This is a genomic window from Shewanella seohaensis, from assembly GCF_023283775.1.
Lineage (GTDB): Bacteria > Pseudomonadota > Gammaproteobacteria > Enterobacterales > Shewanellaceae > Shewanella > Shewanella seohaensis.
On the sequence record NZ_JAKILE010000005.1, the window covers coordinates 26287 to 44391 of the forward strand.

At 48.1% G+C, this 18105-nt stretch carries 15 protein-coding genes; 3 read left to right on the forward strand and 12 right to left on the reverse strand.

Features of this window, described 5'->3' with window-relative positions; genetic code table 11:
* Positions 1–102 precede the first annotated feature (102 nt).
* The 6 genes from L2713_RS07255 to L2713_RS07280 form a co-directional block, all read right to left on the reverse strand.
* The gene (locus L2713_RS07255) at positions 103–1248 is read right to left on the reverse strand and encodes an HlyD family secretion protein (RefSeq protein ID WP_248967429.1); all 1146 of its coding nucleotides are present in this window, start codon (positions 1246–1248) and stop codon (positions 103–105) included.
* A 1-nt stretch (position 1249) separates the two neighbouring features.
* On the reverse strand, positions 1250–1666 hold the full coding sequence (locus tag L2713_RS07260; protein WP_248967430.1) for a DUF3302 domain-containing protein: 417 nt from the start codon (positions 1664–1666) through the stop codon (positions 1250–1252).
* Positions 1667–2171: 505 nt separating this feature from the next.
* Entirely contained in the window at positions 2172–2531 is a 360-nt protein-coding gene (locus L2713_RS07265; RefSeq protein ID WP_248967431.1) for a hypothetical protein, read from the reverse strand.
* A gap of 80 nt (positions 2532–2611) precedes the next feature.
* Positions 2612–2953 (reverse strand): hypothetical protein, encoded by a 342-nt coding sequence (locus L2713_RS07270; RefSeq protein WP_248967432.1) that lies wholly within the window; start codon positions 2951–2953, stop codon positions 2612–2614.
* A gap of 133 nt (positions 2954–3086) precedes the next feature.
* Positions 3087–3560 carry a hypothetical protein gene (locus L2713_RS07275; RefSeq protein ID WP_248967433.1) on the reverse strand — a complete coding sequence of 158 codons (474 nt, stop codon included), beginning with the start codon at positions 3558–3560 and terminating at the stop codon, positions 3087–3089.
* A 216-nt stretch (positions 3561–3776) separates the two neighbouring features.
* Positions 3777–5264 (reverse strand): AAA family ATPase, encoded by a 1488-nt coding sequence (locus tag L2713_RS07280; protein WP_248967434.1) that lies wholly within the window; start codon positions 5262–5264, stop codon positions 3777–3779.
* A 206-nt stretch (positions 5265–5470) separates the two neighbouring features.
* Between L2713_RS07280 and purT the strand changes: the two genes are divergently transcribed.
* From purT to L2713_RS07295, 3 genes are all read left to right on the forward strand, one after another.
* On the forward strand, positions 5471–6646 hold the full coding sequence (purT, locus tag L2713_RS07285) for a formate-dependent phosphoribosylglycinamide formyltransferase (RefSeq protein WP_248967435.1): 1176 nt from the start codon (positions 5471–5473) through the stop codon (positions 6644–6646).
* A 224-nt stretch (positions 6647–6870) separates the two neighbouring features.
* The gene (locus tag L2713_RS07290; RefSeq protein WP_248967436.1) at positions 6871–8379 is read left to right on the forward strand and encodes a DUF3142 domain-containing protein; all 1509 of its coding nucleotides are present in this window, start codon (positions 6871–6873) and stop codon (positions 8377–8379) included.
* A complete protein-coding gene (locus tag L2713_RS07295) occupies positions 8369–10648 on the forward strand; it encodes a tetratricopeptide repeat protein (protein ID WP_248967437.1) in 2280 nt (759 codons plus the stop codon). Before L2713_RS07290 ends, L2713_RS07295 begins: the two co-directional genes overlap by 11 nt.
* 349 nt (positions 10649–10997) lie before the next feature.
* On the opposite strand, the gene L2713_RS07300 is transcribed toward L2713_RS07295, so the two are convergent.
* From L2713_RS07300 to L2713_RS07325, 6 genes are all read right to left on the reverse strand, one after another.
* Positions 10998–13265, reverse strand: coding sequence for a DUF2971 domain-containing protein (locus tag L2713_RS07300; RefSeq protein WP_248967438.1), 2268 nt, complete (start codon positions 13263–13265; stop codon positions 10998–11000).
* Positions 13266–13710: 445 nt separating this feature from the next.
* Complete coding sequence (locus L2713_RS07305; RefSeq protein ID WP_248967439.1) at positions 13711–14664, reverse strand: D-2-hydroxyacid dehydrogenase; 954 nt, start codon at positions 14662–14664, stop codon at positions 13711–13713.
* A gap of 45 nt (positions 14665–14709) precedes the next feature.
* Positions 14710–15354, reverse strand: a complete 645-nt coding sequence (locus L2713_RS07310) for an outer membrane beta-barrel protein (RefSeq protein WP_248967440.1) — start codon at positions 15352–15354, stop codon at positions 14710–14712.
* A 55-nt stretch (positions 15355–15409) separates the two neighbouring features.
* A complete protein-coding gene (gene djlA, locus L2713_RS07315; RefSeq protein WP_011621706.1) occupies positions 15410–16198 on the reverse strand; it encodes a co-chaperone DjlA in 789 nt (262 codons plus the stop codon).
* A gap of 93 nt (positions 16199–16291) precedes the next feature.
* Positions 16292–16960: an N-acetylmuramate alpha-1-phosphate uridylyltransferase MurU gene (gene murU / locus L2713_RS07320; RefSeq protein ID WP_248967441.1), complete on the reverse strand. Its 669-nt coding sequence runs from the start codon at positions 16958–16960 to the stop codon at positions 16292–16294.
* Positions 16957–18048, reverse strand: coding sequence for an aminoglycoside phosphotransferase family protein (locus L2713_RS07325; RefSeq protein WP_248967442.1), 1092 nt, complete (start codon positions 18046–18048; stop codon positions 16957–16959). Before L2713_RS07325 ends, murU begins: the two co-directional genes overlap by 4 nt.
* Between the last annotated feature and the right edge of the window lie 57 nt (positions 18049–18105).

Here is an 18105-nt window from a genome sequence, read left to right on the forward strand (position 1 = left end):
TGCATATAACAAAAAAGCGCTGACAGTCTTGTCAGCGCTTTTTTATTCACTCTTGGACAGCTTAAAACCAAATCCAAGCAAAGTCGTTAGCGCAAAATTCAGCTAGTGCCCATCGAAGAACAGATAGTTTAACCAGCCCTGCATCCGCAGTAGCACTTTACGCATCACGGCGACATGGTGGAAATGTTCTGTGTACACAGCCACTTGTCCCGCAACACCCGCAGGGAATTGGCGGCGTATCGCATCGTCTTCAATATCGATTAACACGATAACCCGCCCTGTTTGGAATAGCTGATTGGACGATTGCAGCGTGCCATTCATCTGGATCTCGCCTTCGGCCATCGCGGGGAGTACTTTAGCGACTTTGCCCTTGAACACTTGTCCAGGCGCCGCATCTAATACCACTTCCGCCTCATCCCCTTCCTGTAATCGCAGCAGGGAGTTTTGCCAGAATGCGCCAGCAAAATAACGCTGCTCGTCGGGGATAAAACTCATCACCGGCCGTAAAGGTAAAGGCACCGCCATTGCACCTGGGCGCAGCGCCATTTGAGTCACAATACCATCGGCGGGTGCCCGCACGACGGTTTGCTCGAGATTATAGAGCGCACTTTCAAGATCCCCCTGCAGCCCCGCCACCTTAGAATTTACCCCATCCACATTTGACTCATAGGCAAGACGTGCGCGTAACTCTTCGGCCTGCGCAGCCGTTAGCTGAGCCTCTGAGGCTAAAAACAGTTGGCGTCTGTTATCTAATTCCAGTGCAGTAAAGGGAGAGTTCGCCCCACCTTTACGGTGGCCTTGCTCATAACGGTCATAGGCTGATTTATTACGTTCCCTATCGGCAGCCACTCTGGCCACATTCGCCTTGGCTGATTCCCAAGCGGCCGCAAGTTGTGGCACTTCCTGCTCCGCCGCTAACAGTGCGGCTCGTTTGCGTTTGACCACGGCTTCAAAGGGCGCAGGATCGATACGGAATAACACATCCCCTTGTTTCATCGGCGTATTAGGCTTAGCTTCCACCGAAATCACTAATCCTTTTACCGCTGGCGTAATCGGGATTGTGACATAGTATTCCCGCGCAAAACGCGAATAGGGGTGGTTGTAGTTCATGATAAGTAACAGCGCACCGATGAGGATCACGCCCCCGAGTACGGCGGTCGGCACTGTCCATTTGTTCATCGGGATCTTAAAGACTTTAAAAATCACAATGCTGAACGAGGCATAGGTCAATATCAGTAGTAAATCCATGTTACACCTCGGCTTTTGGGCTAGTTTCTGTCACGCTAGCTTCCGTTGTTATCGCATCCATTGGCTTGTTTACCGCTGGTACGGCTGACGATTCGAGCTGCTCAAGCTTTGCCTGTAAGGCCAATACGGTTTCCCTTAACGCTTTAACATCTTCTTCCAATGCCTGCTCGCGCTTCATTACAGTGCTAAAGCCCCATCCCCTGTCTTCCCGGTACAAGGTCGCCCAAATCCACAGAAACGGCCAAAGGGCATGCAAGGTAAACAAACTGACCCAACCCGCGATATGCAACGCATCCTGCTGGGGATGATTGCGCTTTTTCGCAATTTCATAGGGGATGTCGTGAATCGCAATCACGCCATAAAAAATCACCACAATGACAAAAAACAAAATGCCTAAGGCAAAATAGTCCAAAAACATGCTCAGCTCCCACTCCCTTCCCGATCTTAATTTCGGTAAAACCACCCATACCAAAATCGTGCTTTGTCCCGCCGTGTCGTTCAATTTGCGACACAATATAGATCTACACCAGAATGACAAATTCGCAACAAAACCATCCAAATAGCTTGATCAAAAACACAATTGTTTATTTCGATGAAACAAATGGCATTCAAGGAAGGATGTAACTGGCAATAGAGACCTATCGCCAAGATGACGTCATGAGTTATCTAACAATAAAACGATGGACTTGGTGTCACCCGTCTTTGTCTCAACTGTGGGATTTATCGTGGATGAGTATAACTTCGCGCAGTTATAAATGAGGTTCACAAAGCAAATATTGTATTGAGATGACTATCGCTAAAACACGATATAGCTTTGAATATTTCAAAATAAAGTTGACAAGTATAACCTATATAGCTGAGCCACAAATAGCAAACAGACAGTGAGTAATGGAGGCTATTCAAATCATTCAATGGCTGCATTTTTATATATAAATTTCAAATAAAATGTCACCACCAAATATTTTTACAGTGCCAAAATTTCCCTCAAGCTCAAATCCACCGTCAACTACCTGAAAAAAATCGATGTTGCCATAATCAGTTGAGCCATCTGGATCAATTGATGACATTACAACTGGTTTTGGCTTTAAACCAAATACGGAAATGATATTACTGAATTGAAGCGTTGCTTTTCGGTAACATGTATATTCATTTAGTTTGGGTTCGACATAATATTTTGACTCTGGCCAGATGCTAACTTCTAGTTCAAAGCACAAGCGATTATTCTCACAACTCCAATCTAAAACAAAAGAATCGGTGAGATCGATACCTTTCAATGCTTCCATTTGACGCCTATCCATAATCAGTCAGGCCCTTAGCTAAGGTGAGCAACTTGTTGCGAGTCTACCAGTACTGGTTAATGGTATTACTCATGCTCAATCCAATGTTTGCACAAGGCGCCAATCTCATCCGCATCATACTGCCGATTTCTCCATGCTTTTTCGAGCTCAATTTTTAGCAGATATCCCTTCACATAAAATTCTGCCTCATCGTATACCCTGAACCACTTAGGATTAAAACTTTTATATTCTAATAGGCCGTTAATCATCTTGATGCTTGCTTTGGCTTTATCTTCAGATATTAATGAAAGATCGTATCTTCCAATCTTTCCTTCTCGTTTCGACCATTCATTGCATAGTCTATTATCGATATTCTCAGCAAGCGTAGAGTAGCTTATTAGAAATAGAAAAATTACGGTTAACTTCATAAACACCTTTAAGATTTTATTAGAAAAGATGCGCGTTTTAAAACCTATTCCTCCCCCCAAAGAGTGAAGAATAAAATACAACGAGCTTACTATACCTAATCTCACAATCCCCGAACGCTTAATTTATGCTGAGTTAGCATCGTTCTTGCCACTGACTCTCGACTAAATTGAACTCATAGTGGCTGTCATGGGGGGCGATATTGGCCTTTAGCTTAAAGTTTTGGCCGCCTGCGGCAATCCAGCACTGAGAGAACCATTCGATAAGCGCGTTTGTCGCGATATGCCAAGGGTCAAGGTCCCCATCCTTTTCGATATATTCCTCTTCAAACTCATCGGGATAGACATGGTCTATGTCGAGCAAATTTGGATTGACTGGGGACGGATATGCGGCCTTGCCATCGATATCAATAAAAAACACCCGCACCGGGAATTGGGATGAAAAACTATCGACAAAGACTTCAAACGCCAGCGTGGCAACCTCTTGGGGATAATCATGCTCAATCAGTTGCTTAAGAATGGGCTGTAACTCATCGGTGAGATTGTCTAAGTAACCACCGACTTTTTCTGTAAACTCTTGCTCGAAACTCATCTCTTCCCTGCTTATCATGCTGTACGGCTCAAACGGCGAATATTACTCACACTAAAAACTTGCCATTAAAACTGAAAAATAATCCATATCGACCAGCAAGTTAACATCAACTGTGATGATATCCAACTTTCCCCAACCCAAAGCCAACACTAAAATCTAAAGCCGCTTATCGTGGATAAGGCTCAGCCGCCCCATACGCCACCAGAACGCGATCAGTGATAGCGAAATAAGTTGCTACTCATGGGCATTGACTGTGCGCCCCGCGGCCCATTGTCTTAGGGCATTAATCTTATCGCCCATCACTATGGATAAAGGTTTAGTTTTGGTCAGCTCTTCTAGCAACATGTCTTGGTCGAGCATTCGCGCTAAACTGCGGGCGCTGTACATGGCGGCGATAACTGCTTGCTCGATTTCAGCTCCCGAAAACCCTTGGCTGTGGCGCGAAAGCTGCGCAAGGTCGAGCCGAGTCACATCAATACCACGGCGCTGGCAATGGATCAGGAAAATCGCCTGACGTATGGCCTCGTCGGGTAAATCGACAAAGAAGATTTCATCCATTCGCCCCTTGCGCATCAGCTCTGGCGGCAGAGCTTGAATATCGTTAGCGGTAGCGACCACAAAGACCTCGGACTTACGCTCCGCCATCCAGGTTAACAGTGTGCCAAGAATGCGGGTCGAAGTGCCCTCATCACTGCTACTGCCGCTTAAGCCTTTCTCTATTTCATCAATCCAAAGGATACAGGGCGACATCATATCGGCCAGCTCGAGGGCGTTGCGCAGGTTCTTTTCGGTTTCGCCTATGTATTTGTTATATAAGGCGCCCATATCGAGTCTGAGCAAAGGCCGTTGCCACACACCCGCTACCGCCTTGGCCGCAAGACTCTTACCGCTGCCCTGCACTCCGAGTAATAACACGCCCTTGGGCGCATCGGGTTGTACAGTAGCCTTGGCATCGGTGGTTATCTGCACTGCGGGCGCGCGCTGCTTTAACCATTTTTTGAGATTATGTAAGCCAGCAATCTGCGAAAAATCACTGGTGTCGTATTCAAATTGCAGCACACCGTTAAGATCGAGCAATTGGAATTTGGCTTTATTGATAAGGTCCACATCCGAATGGGTAATGGCGCCATCATCCACAATCGCCTTGTGGATCAAACGTCTGGCATCATCTAAGGTTACACCGCGAAGGTTTTCCGCCAGTTTAACCACGGCTTTATCATCCACAGTAAGCGGCATGCCTTGGCCGCGCACTTTATCCACCTCTAAATAAATCAAGTTCTCAAGCTGGGAGGTACTCGGCAGGGTCAGCTGAAAATAGGCGCAATAACGTTTAATTTCGGGCGGGATCTCAAAGGCATGGCTCACCAGTACCAACGTATGTTGCAGCGCATCGTATTCGAGGGCGATTTCTTTAAGCAAACGGACATTCTTGGGCGCATCAACCACAAAGGGATGAAAATCACAGAGCACATAGATGCCCTGCTGGGTCGTCGATTTAATCTGCCCTAGGATATCGCCAGGTTCAGTATTAAATTTCTGCGCAGCCATGGGTTTATCCACCCGCGTCAGCCCTTGGGTAATACTCCAAGTAAATAAGGGCTGATAGAGCACATTCGCCACCCGCTTAAGCATGTCTACAACACGGTATTCCTCATAGGTTTCAATCACTACGATAGGCGTTTTAGAGCGTAGTACAGCGGTCAAATCGCGAATGTCTTGCATCTTAGGTTTCCATAATCCGTTATGAAACGAAAAGTTAACATAAAACACCGCCACAAACAGGATTTTTACCACACCCAAGCACTAATAGCTTGATCGAAAACACAGTTGTTAATTTCAGTCTCATGCTTTAGCGCCAATCGGGGTAGACTATGGCCCAAGAACGTCCAAAGGCGTCAATTATCCCAATATAAAAAGGTACCCACACCATGATAGGAACTCCCTACACAGAGGGCGCTCGACGCGCCATGTTGCTTGGCTGCGGTGAGCTAGGTAAAGAAGTCGCCATCGAGCTCCAACGCTTAGGTGTTGAAGTGATTGGCGTCGATCGTTACCCCAATGCCCCTGCCATGCAAATTGCCCATCGCTCCCATGTGATCAATATGCTCGATGCTAAAGCGCTTCGCGCCATTATCGAGCTAGAAAAGCCCCACTTAGTGATCCCCGAAATTGAAGCTATTGCCACTCAAACCTTAGTTGAGATGGAAGCCGAAGGCCTCAATGTCGTGCCGACAGCGCGCGCAACTCAGCTAACCATGGACAGAGAAGGCATTCGTCGCCTCGCCGCCGAAACCTTAGGTCTACCGACCTCGCCCTATTTCTTCTGCGACACTGAAACCGAGTTTAATCAAGCCATTGGCAAGATTGGCGTGCCCTGTGTGGTCAAACCCGTGATGAGTTCATCGGGCAAAGGCCAAAGTGTTATCCGTGATCTGGCCCAAAGCGCCAAAGCATGGCAATACGCCCAAGAAGGCGGCCGCGCGGGCGGTGGCCGTGTGATTGTCGAAGGCTTTATCCCCTTCGATTACGAAATTACCCTGCTGACCATTAGCGCAGTCAATGGCATCCACTTCTGCGCACCAATTGGCCACAGACAAGAAGACGGCGACTACCGCGAGTCATGGCAACCTCAAGCCATGTCGGCCGACGTGCTAGCAAAATCCCAAGCAATCGCCAGCAAAGTGGTTGAAGCCCTCGGCGGTTACGGCTTATTTGGGGTCGAGCTGTTTGTTAAGGGGAGTGATGTGTACTTCTCTGAAGTCTCGCCTCGTCCGCACGATACCGGCTTAGTCACCTTAATTAGCCAAGATTTGTCCGAGTTTGCACTGCATGTCAGGGCGATTCTTGGTCTACCTATTCCGAATATCCACCAACATGGCCCAAGCGCCTCGGCGGTAGTATTGGTGGAAGGCAAATCGAAAAACATTCGCTATCAAGGTCTTGCCGATGCCTTGGCGGCGGAGAATACTCAGCTCAGATTATTTGCTAAGCCTGAAATCGATGGTCGCCGCCGTTTAGGGGTTGCCCTCGCCCGCGATAAAGATATCGAAAGCGCAGTCAACAAAGCGCTGGATAGTGCATCTAAGGTAAAAGTGATTTTCTAGGCTTGAATGCTTAACGACTTGTCGCCAACACCTTGGCGATAATCACTGCGCCCAGCCTGTTGCTGGGCGCGTTATTAAGGCATTTTAGCCGAGTTAACCGCCATCTCTTATTCACTCCAATTGATTTCGCGTCTAATGCAAAAGCCTGATGCAATCCAAGGTGGTTTTGAGGCATAGTAGTCCTATATTTGGCATGCCCCACGCTAGGCTTTTACTCTTATCCCATGGATTTACGCAGTCGTTATTCCACTCTTTTTCACTCTAAGCGCTTTCACTCTAGGCGATCTCACTCTAGTCGCTTTCAGTCCAAGCACTTTGAGCCCAAGCGCTCAAAATCCTTGCAAGCGAGACATCGCACCCTTTCACTTTTGCTCAGGTTATCCCAGCTGCTGGCGTTATCCTTTGGCTTAGTTTTCCTTAGTGCCTGTCAGCCTGCGAATCAAGATACTCCGAGCATCAAAACAGCCACCACCGCCCCGCGTGAATTAACCCAAGAGGTGTATGTGTGGCAGCGGCAATGGCGCGATGCCAATCAAAACGCCTTGGTCGAAAGCCAAAACGCCTTTAATGGCGTGCGCATTCTGGCACTGCAGGCCCATCCTAAACCCAATGGCGCGGATATTTGGTTTGAAGTGCAGGTCAACCATGCTTGGTTACAAGCCGATCCTCGCCCTAAAGTGGCGGTGATAAGATTAGATGGACAACTGACGCGCCTCAATAATCGCGAAGTCATCCAAAAAATCCTCGCACTCGTTCAAGACTGGCAAGCAAAGGGCACCAATCTTGCGGGAATTGAAATCGATCACGATAGCGCCAGCAGTAAACTCGCGGCCTATAACGTCTTTTTACGCGAGTTAAAAAGCCAATTACCTCACACGTTTAAACTCAGCATTACCTCATTGCCCGCTTGGTTGAGCAGCCCAGAGTTTCCGCCGTTGTTTGACAATATCGATGAGCTGGTACTGCAAATTCACAGTGTCAGCGACCCACGTTTAGGGCTGTTCGACGCCACACAAGGCTGGCAATGGGTCGAGCAGCTGTCACGGTTAGCCAAGGTGCCATTTCTCATCGCCCTGCCATCCTACGGCTCGGCGGTGTATAGCACGGCATCGGGTTATCGAGTGGAGAGTGAAGTGCCGATGCGAATGCCTTTGGCAGACACGGCATCTTCGCAGCATCTTGCGCGCCAAGAGCTGATGGCCGATCCACTGGAGTTGCAGTCCTTCGTAAAAAAACTGTACACCTTTGCCGACCCAAGGCTTAAGGGAATGATTTGGTTTCGATTACCCCTCGAAGGGGATAAACGGGTTTGGCCACTCTCGACCCTGATTGCGGTCGCCCAGCAGCAACCACTCGCCCCGCACATTGAGCTAGAAATCTTAAGCCAAGCCAATACCGATTCGGCCCAACATGAGGCGCCGGGAAGCCGCTTATTTCAACTTGTGTTAGTCAATAAGGGCAATCTTGCGGGCAAGTTACCGAGCCAGTTGTCCCTAGCGGCGCAGGCGTGCAGCGGGTATGATGCGCAAAACGGTTATCAAGCCAAATTAACCCAAGGAACATTAGTGTGGCAGTTACCGCAAGCCACCTCAACGGAGCGCGCAGCCGCGCCAGCCTCCTCGCAGTTTGCGCCGAATTTAATCTCAGCGGTCGAGCTAAGCCCAAACGGACGCAGAGTCATAGGCTGGGCACGTTGTGAGTCATTACATTTACAGGGAATTTATGCGCCATAAGCCACATTCATTGCCAGCGAATCCTCTCCCTCGCTGGAAAACCAAATTCAAACAAACCAGCCTGATTGGCTTAAGTCTCTTCTCCCCTGCGCTATTAGCCTGCGGCCCAGACTTTCCGCTGCAATTAACCCAAGACAGGCAATACAACTTAAGCTATTTACCGCAAACCAGCTTTAGCCAGCAAATCAATGGGCTTGCTAAGCCGTTAGCTTGGCAATTTCAAGATGAGCCTGCGGCACAGGAATACCTCTGGGATGAGGTGCATAGTCGCTATCTATCCCAGACTCGCGCCTATGAAAACAGCGAGTTATCCGAGGCGCAGCTCGCGCTGGTCAATAGTCTGCGTGATGCGCAAAGCTTGGCAGAAGCCGAGCAAATCGCCGCGCAGTTAAAAGAGAGCTTAGCGCCTGCCTTAACCTGGTACAGCCTTGGCGCCATGGCGTTTGATGCCAAAGAGTACGATAAAGCCAGCGATTACTTTAAAAAAGTCATCGCCCTACCTGAGACTGAGCGCGCGGGTCGCAGCCTGTGGGCGCTGTATAGCTTGTCTCGTATCGAGCTAATTAAGAGCAAAACCGCCAGCGATAATAGCCACTTTGTCCAAGCTAATGCTTACTTGCAGCAGCTACAAACTGAGGTGACTCAGGGCGCCGCCGATCCGCTGCGCTTGAGTTTGGCAGGCCTTGGCGAGCAGGCTTATATTCTGCTGCATCAAGGCCAAGCTCAAATCCAAGTGGCTCGTGGGGAATATGAGCCGCCGAAAATTGATGTGGCCTTAAATCCCGCGACGCTGGATAAGATTATCGAGCTGTATGCCACTCAATCGGCCGAGGGTGACAGCAGCGGTTATGATTCGCTGTTGATGTTAAGCCGCAGCTTAATGGCGAAAGATATCACTGAGATTAAGCCTTTATTGCAGCAACCAAGTGTGCAGCAGTTGCTTATCGCCTACTGGCAGAGCAGTGCCAATGACTTAGCCTTTGATGGACAGCTTACAGAAATGGGTCAACAGGTCGCTAAAACGCTGACCGTCTTCCCAACCGACGGCCTGATGCTGAGCCAAGGCGATAAGTTAGCCGCGATTTATTATCAGTTGGGCGACTATGCCAGTGCCGAGCGCCTCATTGCCCTCGCAAAACCCAGCGGCCTGACTTGGTGGCTCACGGCAAAATTAATGATGCAAAAGGGCGATCAAGCCCAAGCCGCCAAGGCCTATGCCGAAGCGGTGCGCCATTTCCCAACGGATATGAACGCTACTGCCGCAACTGGCAGCCAACAGGATGCCCAGCAGCAGGCCATTGAAGCCGATGCCGAGCAAGCCACCTATTGCCGCATTCGCGCCGAGCAGGGCGTGCTATCCCTTGAGCGGGGCGAATATATCGATGCCCTAAGCCAACTGTTCGCCAGTGGTGATGAGTATTGGCAGGATATTGCCTATGTGGCCGAGCGCGTGCTCACCACCGCCGAGCTTAAGCTGTTTATCGACGAGCATGTGCCAGTAATGAACTTCGAGTATCCCAAGAACAGCGATTGGTACGACAGTGTCGAGCCACTCAACAATCGCCTGCGTTACTTATTAGGTCGTCGCTTACTGCGTGAAGGCGCGATTGCCGAGGCTCCAGCTTATTTCAGTAATCCCACACTCAATGCCAATGTGCAGGAGTATGGCAAGGCACTGACCACAGCCAAGAGTAGCAAGGGCATTGAGAGCGCCCGCGCCTATTGGTCTGCCGCCGAACTCGCGCGTCATCAAGGCATGGAAATCTTAGGCTTTGAATTAGCGCCGGATTATTCGATTTATGCTGGGATGTTCGACCTAAGAGATTGGTATGCAGCGGATAAGCTCAGCGATAAAGAGCAGCAACGCATCAGCGCCAGCCAAGCGATTCCCGACAAACGTTTCCACTATCGCTACCAAGCAGCAGAACTTGCAAGCAAGGCCGCCGATCTCGTGCCCCACAACAGCCAAGCCTATGCGGCGTTATTATGCCAAGCCACAGGTTGGGTGTTATATCGCGATGATGAACTCGCCCAACGCTACTATAAAAAATACGTCGCCAACGGCCCCTTTGTGCCTTGGGCGGAGAATTTTGGTACGCAGTGTGAAACCCCAGACTTTGACCGCGCCGTCGAACGGGAAAAAGCCAACCAAATCGCCGAGTGGAATGCGATTTACCACAAACTGAAAAAGCCCGTGGCCGTTAGCTTTGCCATCATCGCCGCCCTACTCGGCGCTTACGCGTGGCGCAGAAGAAAGCGTAAACAGTAAAAACACACAGCGCCTTTCTTATAACCAAAGAAAGGCGCTAAAGCTAACTGCCTGATAATTTGTCATTAGGTATGCAGGAGGAATTGTCACTGTTTCCCCAGTGACACGCCGCCTCTTTATTTAACAAGAGTTGTCCCTATAGGCTCGACGGCGGCATCTGCAACACATGGAAGTGTAAATGCCGCGATCACATGGATGTGAAAGAGCGGCCATGCCGCCAACGGTCACAGTTGCAACAATGGCAATCACAACAATCCCTCTAGCTGTTCGTTTAGTTAATTTGCTGGTTTAAGATACAAAAATAATAGATGGCAAGAAAAAAGGCCTGTCCCCGCGGTTTTTAATTTTATTAGATTTTTGAAATGTCGATCTCCCGATACTCTAATGCGAAACAGTTATCTGGTGAGATAACAGCTTCTCGCAAAATCATTTTAGGTTCATGACTTTTTCTTTTTGAATTTATAGTGTTAGCTATATTTGCTATAAGTTTTCTCTTATCGTCAGGGAAATCGCACCCTAGCGTAATACTGCTAATCCTAGCGTTGATTTTTGTGCGGTCGGTATTTGGGTACTCAAAACTCTCAAAGTTGATCTTTTCTTTAACATTAGTGAATATTCGAACTTCATCTTCGTAAGACCAGTCGTTGTTTTTAGTTATAAGGTACTGATTAAAAACATATAAATCTTTTTCTAAATTTCTTTTAGACTCATCCGAATAACTCACTTTTTCAATACCAACCCCACTGGGGAATTCGCCGCCAAACCAATACTCGACCATTATGCCTTGGTGGTCTTGGGCGTAGTGGGACCACATCAACATAGAATTATTGTTGTTCGATAGTGAGCAAATACGATAGTTAGTATCTATGAGGTTATTCGAATCAAGCTTGCTTAATGCTGGTAGTTCAATGGGGTCATTTAACTGTTTTTTTGACGCTAAATAGAAATACTGGTTTGTAAGTGCATCAATACTATTGACATTAAAAGGAGAGTACTTAAAAAGTCGGCCTGATTTTGCTGTAAAGGTATGCCATTTGAACTGGTTGACTAAATCAGTATTATACCTACGTCGCAAATCGTTATATTCTTCTGCTGCGATTTCTACGTCGGGCAATCTTTCTGCACAGCCAATGTAATTGCCAATGATAATGTGATTGTAGTCTTTTAATGAGTGCATCAACTCTATAGCAAGCTTGTAGTATTCAAAAGCATGACTAAGTTCTTTTTTGCGCTCATGACACACGCCAATGCAATTGTAAGATGACATGGTCGGTTGGTTACTAGCATGAAACTTGGTGACATTTTCTATTACGAAATCAAACTCATTGCACTCTATACCTAAGTTGTATAAACGTAGGAAATCGTCACTACTCATATCTCCGTTAGATAGTTTGACTTTCATCTCTGCGAACTGTGTATCGAAGTATGCATTATTCCACTTAGTTTTTAATGACTGTAACTCGCTACTCAAATGCTCATATATTTGGTGTTTCATTAGGTCTGGGGAATCGAATGACTTAGTCACTTCTTGATATATTCCCCAAATATCAATTTGCTCGTCGAAGTGTGTCTGCTCTAAGAATAGCTGCTCAAGTTCCTCAATTTTGTGCTTACATCTAAGGGCTTGGTATAGAACTTTAGATTCCCCGCGCAAGATGTCTGCCTTGCCATTAATAAACTCCAAAACTTGCTTGTTTACTGGTTGTTTTAGGTGTGACAACGCTAGTAAATAATACAGGCTTCCGTTTATATCGTGTCGGTAAAATGCATCGTCTGTTGGTGCTTCTTCGTAGTAACTAACTACGTCTTCATATTCTCCAGCATGATAGGCTTTTTGTATTAGTACCTGCCTCAGAGGGTTAGATCCTACTTTCTCTGATTCCTTAACATAAGCTTGGTAAATTGCTTTGTAGTCGTCACCCAAGAACTTATCGATCTGCCAGTAAAAAAGCTTGCTTAGCGCAAACTCCTTACTGATTAAGTTGCGATTGAAATACTCCTCGATGATTTCAATACTTACGGTCTTCATTGATTCTATTAGGGCTAAACAATCCTCAACTTCATCAAGATAGAAATGCACAAAAACAAGCATGTCACTCTTGCAAGTAACGTTACTGTCTTGAATTAATGATTTAATAAACTGCCAGTCATGAAGTGTAAAGCATGAGAAGTGTGGGCTGCGGTGGTGCAGGGTATCTATTCTGTGGCCTAAGTGCTTAAATTGATTGTTTTCATAATAGAGTTTTAACGATTTGATGCATGAATTCGTATTGTGATCCGTTATGAAAAGCCCCCAATGGGCGTCAGCGTTGTTTGGGTTTAGTTTTATAGCGTGTCGATAGAAGCAGGCTGGTATGTGTTGTTCATTGAATGAGTTGTAAATCTTATTGGCGGTATCCCCAAGATAACAGTAGACGGACGATTCATCACCGTGTCGTGAAGTTACTTCAGCAATAACATCATCTAAGCATTCTTGCTTTAGATATTGAATAAAGTAATAAAAGCCTAGATACCATTTATTTTCATCTGACTGCCAACAGTTATCTAGAAAAGTTAGCTTTGAAAATTTTCGGTTTTTAATCCAATTGATTATTTGTTTATCATCAATGTTGCTCATGTCGTCCATTTTTAAATCGCTTTTATTATCAAGATCATGAAGAGCTAAAGGGTTAGATATTTCCTTTTGCCCTACCAGAATTTATCCAAACGTCCAACATTCACCAGAAATCGTAACGCGGAACAGCCCCAAAACATGCGGTGTATTTCTTTATTAAAACCTACATGCCACGCCAATGCTAAGCAGGTGAGCCATGGAGGTTTGCGAGACGACCGTCCGCCCCATGGACGGGGCGGTCGAGCATCCACGGATGGACTCGCTGCGTGTCGGTGAGCGAATACCATGGCTCACTCACCTATAACTCAGCACTTAAAGAGTTAAATTCCCAAGATTTATCCCTTTAGCGTCACTATCTACTCCATGTATTACACTCTTCAGCACACAACGGAGTGACTTTGGAATAAACGCATTATCTCTTATCAAAAGCCCCCAAAACCCATAATCCTTATGGATTTACCCAATTCACTCTATCGCCAGCTAGATAAGCGCTGAGATTTGCCGTCGCGATATTAAGTAAGTTCTGCCGCGCTTCTTTGGTCGCCCAAGCATTGTGGGGGCTGATACTGATATTGGGCGCTGTTAGTAGCGGATTATCCGCACTCGGTGGTTCGGTCGAGAGTACATCGACGCCAGCAAAGACTTTGCCCTGCGTTAATGCGGCCGCCAGCGCGGCCTCATCGATTAAGCCGCCGCGTGCGGTGTTGATCAGTAGCACCTGCGGCTTCATTAATTCGAGGGTTTGAGCATTAATCAGCTCGGTGGTCTCAGGGGTGAGAGGACAGTGGAGCGAGAGAATATCGGACTCCTTAAATACCGTATCACGGGATGTCCAACTCACGCCTTGGGGTAAATCGCTAGGTTCGGTGCGGGTATTCACTAATACCTTCATGCCGAAGGCTAAGGCAAGTTTAGCCACCTGCTGACCAATATCCCCATAACCAATCAAGCCTAAGGTTTTGCCTTTAAGGGATTGCAGCGGCATTAAGGTAAAACAAAAGTCACTGCAATTACTCCACTGCCCTGCGGCAACGGCTTGATGGTGCGCCGCAACGGCTTGCGTGTGATGCAAAATATGGGCAAACACCATTTGTGCGACGGCATCGGGGCCATAGGCGGGCACGTTGGTGACCACTATGCCTAACTCTTTTGCGGCGGCAAGATCCACCACGTTAGTGCCCGTGGCGAGCACGCCGATATATTTAAGCTTAGGCAGTTGGGCTAAGGTGTTGGCATCGAGGGGCGTCTTGTTGGTGAGCACTATCTCGGCATCCTGAGCGCGGGGGATAATCTCCGCCGAGGGCGTGCGGGCAAAACAGCTAAATTCCCCTAATGCGCTGACTGCTTGCCAGGTTAAATCCCCAGGGTTTAAGGTTTCACCATCGAGTACGACTATTTTCATCTTTACCTCTTAACTGCGTTTGCACCTTGCCCGAAAGCTGAGAAATTAAAAACTGAGTTTGACCCCAAGATTGGCTTGCACTTGCCACATGACATCCGATGTTACATGCCATAGGCATTGGTCTTCATTACAAAAAAGTGAGCTGTCACTGTCGATAAAGGTGGCGTAGCCACGCAAATCCGCAAACAGGGCGAAGTTTTGCGTCATGCGGTATTCGGCGCCACCACCAATGCCCATGGAGAAACGGGTTTCCGTTGACCAATCATCGGGCATCATCCGAGTCACCCCGACACTGGCGGTAATGTAGGGCTGAAAATCGCCACTTGGGAAGAATAAGGTGCCGCCAAGGTGGATATAGTCCACATCTAAGGAGGCGACTAAGTCTGGGGTAAACAGGCCGCCGCTTTTCAGCTCGGAGGATTGTCGACTGTAGAGCAGGTAAATATTGCCGGGATCGTTAGTGCCAATCCCTAACATGATGCCGTAATGACTCGCCTCTTCGATACCCACACTCTGCTTATTATCGGTTTCGGCCTTGTTCGCATCGAGTTCATTGATATCGAACGAGCTACCACCAAAGCTGTAACCACCGTAGGGGGCGACAAACAGCTCAGGTTCTGCATAGGTTGGTAATGCGAGGGCGAGGGGTAACAAACCAGCAATCACAGTAAATCGGTTAACGTATTTCATCTTAATCCCTTATCTGTCGTTATTATTCCTTGCGTCGACAACGTTAACGGAAGCGTTAGCGCATGCCGCGCTCCGATTTCACCCTGTCGTACGCAGCTTGGATGTCCTGCGCTTTACGATTGGCAATTTCCATCATCTCGGGTGGTAATCCCTTAGCGATTAACTTATCGGGATGGTGTTCATTCATCAACTTGCGATAAGCCCGTTTCACCTCTTGATCCGTCGCCTCGGCATTAATGCCGAGCAAATGATAGGCGTCAGTAATCGAGGTTTTGTTGCCATTAGAAGTCTGGTGGAAACGGTATTCCGCTTGCCAACGTTTAAGTAATTCATCGAGTTGCCCACGACCATAACCTAACTCTTGGGCCACCGTCATCAGGATTGCATGCTCAGCGGGATCGAGCTCACCGTCCGATAAGGCAGTTTGAATTTGGATCTCGATAAACATTTGCACCAGTTCTTGGCGACCTTGGGTCACGGCGCGAAAGGCTTGCAGACTGCTACGTAGGTCAAAGTCTGGCTCTTTACCCTCACGGAACGCCTGCTGCGCCTCTTTACGGGCTTCACCCGTTAAGCGCATCTGGTCCATCAACATAGTCGCGATACGAATATCGGTCTCAGTCACTCGACCCGACGCCTTGGCCACATGGCCCATTACGGCGAAGGTGGTGTTAAAGAATATCCCCTGTCGATTCTTGGCCTGACCTAAGATCTGGCTAAAACTGGCGCCACCACCGGCGCGTTTGTCGTAGAGATGCCCAAGCCATAAGCCCAGTAGCGCACCGAAAATACGGCCAAACATAAACCCGATAACAAATCCAAAAAACTTACCCCAAAGGCGCATCTTAATTCCCAATTTGATAATTTATTCAGTCACTCAATCGACATAGCGAGTGAAACCGTTCACTCAAGGCGCTAAACGTTAGGCGATACGCCATTACGCCAGCGCTGACTCTAATGCTTGCAGACGTGGAATCGTCCCAACATCACACCAGAGTCCATTAAAGTGTGCTCCGGTGATCAGGCCATCGGCCATTTTAGCCCGCAGCAAAGGCCCAAGGGCAAAGGCACCATCTGGCGTGCCGTCAAATAATGATGGGCGATATAAGCCCATGCCAGAGAAAGTGTATTTTTGCTCACCCTGCTCACGCACAAGGCCCTGTTCCAAGGCAAAGTCGCCGTTAGGATGTTGCTCTGGATTTGGCACCAACCATAAATGCGCTTGAGCAGTATCCGCTAAGGGAGCAATCGTCGGCAAGGCATCGATAAACACATCGCCATTGAGCACTAAAAACGCTGCATCCGAGTCGCCGTCTGTCAGCAAAGATATGGCCTGCTTAATTCCGCCACCGGTCTCGAGGGCCGATGCTTCGGCGCTATATTGGATCTTGACCCCAAAGGCGTGGCCATCGCCTAAGGTTTCGACCAGCTTGTGCCCAAGCCAAGCGTGATTTATTACGATATCCACGATACCCGCCGCGGCCAACTTCTCAATATGGTACACAATCAGTGGTTTACCTAAGACGGGCACTAAAGGTTTGGGCAGGGTATCGGTCAAAGGGCGTAAACGCTCCCCCCTGCCTGCTGCGAGGATCATGGCCTTCATTGCTTGTCTCCCTGCAGAGAATTCTTTCCCTTAGCCGCAAACGCAGGCACAACACACGACTGCACCCAAGCGGAAAATGGCGCCAACTCAGGATAAAGGCTGGCAATATCCACAATGTACGACAAGGTTAACGGAATATCGGCCATATAGGCTGGCTTGTTATCCCGATAATGTAACCGCGCAAAAATCCCCGCCGCCTTGATATGGCGCTGCAACCCCATTAAATCAAACCAGGTTTGATACTGGATAAAAGATGTCTGCGCCGGGATTTGCCCCAACTCAAGCACTTGCTGATAATGCTGCTTCATTAATTCCTGCACCATGGTTTGCGGCCAACGCACATAGCAATCCCGCAGTAATGACACGGCATCGTAGGTCACAGGCCCTAGTACCGCATCTTGAAAATCAATCACGCACAGCTCGCCCTCTTTGAGCATCAAGTTGCGGCTGTGGTAATCGCGGTGCATGCCCACCTTAGGCTGCGCGAGGGCATTTTCCACCAATAGGTCAAAACTCTGCTCTACCAGTGAGCGTTCCTCATGGCTAAGTTCAAGCTGTAAATGTCTCTCTAACAGCCACTCGGTAAAAATCCCCAGCTCACGGCGCACAAACGCCTCATCATATAAAGGCAATGGCTGCGTGCTGCCAGTGACAGGGTCAAGGCTTTCAACCACTGAGGCCACCTGAGGCAATAATGCCAAGGCGCGGCGATAGTAGTCAGCCACATTCGCATCGGTCAGCACAGACAACAACTGAGTATCCCCGAGATCGCTCAGTAGCATAAAGCCTTGCTCGGCATCGGAGGCGATGACTTTTGGAACTGTCAGTCCCGCCGCTGCATAGGCTCTGGCGAGGGCAATAAAAGGTGCGATAGGCACTAAGGTGGGTGGTGAATCGGCAACAATGTAGCTTGCATCGCGGTCCGTGACCCGGAAATAGCGCCTAAAACTGGCGTCACCGGAAATCAGAATCGGGGTCACATCATAGGAAAAATAACGGTTCAGCCACTGATTAAGGGAAATAAATCTCGAGTCGGATAAAGTCATTTCATGGCTCTTATAGAAAAATTGCTTTATTATAGCTGGCATATAATTTGGAAACAGCTAAGAAATTGAGAGATTTATTTGCTGCGTTGCACTTGTAGT

What these genes read in the sequence shown, in the direction of transcription:
- L2713_RS07255 (WP_248967429.1), bottom strand. Translation starts at nt 1,248, where the DNA reads ATGGATTTACTACTGATATTGACCTATGCCTCGTTCAGCATTGTGATT.
- L2713_RS07260 (WP_248967430.1), bottom strand. Translation starts at nt 1,666, where the DNA reads ATGTTTTTGGACTATTTTGCCTTAGGCATTTTGTTTTTTGTCATTGTG.
- L2713_RS07265 (WP_248967431.1), bottom strand. Translation starts at nt 2,531, where the DNA reads ATGGAAGCATTGAAAGGTATCGATCTCACCGATTCTTTTGTTTTAGAT.
- L2713_RS07270 (WP_248967432.1), bottom strand. Translation starts at nt 2,953, where the DNA reads ATGAAGTTAACCGTAATTTTTCTATTTCTAATAAGCTACTCTACGCTT.
- L2713_RS07275 (WP_248967433.1), bottom strand. Translation starts at nt 3,560, where the DNA reads ATGATAAGCAGGGAAGAGATGAGTTTCGAGCAAGAGTTTACAGAAAAA.
- L2713_RS07280 (WP_248967434.1), bottom strand. Translation starts at nt 5,264, where the DNA reads ATGCAAGACATTCGCGATTTGACCGCTGTACTACGCTCTAAAACGCCT.
- purT (WP_248967435.1), top strand. Translation starts at nt 5,471, where the DNA reads ATGATAGGAACTCCCTACACAGAGGGCGCTCGACGCGCCATGTTGCTT.
- L2713_RS07290 (WP_248967436.1), top strand. Translation starts at nt 6,871, where the DNA reads ATGGATTTACGCAGTCGTTATTCCACTCTTTTTCACTCTAAGCGCTTT.
- L2713_RS07295 (WP_248967437.1), top strand. Translation starts at nt 8,369, where the DNA reads ATGCGCCATAAGCCACATTCATTGCCAGCGAATCCTCTCCCTCGCTGG.
- L2713_RS07300 (WP_248967438.1), bottom strand. Translation starts at nt 13,265, where the DNA reads ATGAGCAACATTGATGATAAACAAATAATCAATTGGATTAAAAACCGA.
- L2713_RS07305 (WP_248967439.1), bottom strand. Translation starts at nt 14,664, where the DNA reads ATGAAAATAGTCGTACTCGATGGTGAAACCTTAAACCCTGGGGATTTA.
- L2713_RS07310 (WP_248967440.1), bottom strand. Translation starts at nt 15,354, where the DNA reads ATGAAATACGTTAACCGATTTACTGTGATTGCTGGTTTGTTACCCCTC.
- djlA (WP_011621706.1), bottom strand. Translation starts at nt 16,198, where the DNA reads ATGCGCCTTTGGGGTAAGTTTTTTGGATTTGTTATCGGGTTTATGTTT.
- murU (WP_248967441.1), bottom strand. Translation starts at nt 16,960, where the DNA reads ATGAAGGCCATGATCCTCGCAGCAGGCAGGGGGGAGCGTTTACGCCCT.
- L2713_RS07325 (WP_248967442.1), bottom strand. Translation starts at nt 18,048, where the DNA reads ATGCCAGCTATAATAAAGCAATTTTTCTATAAGAGCCATGAAATGACT.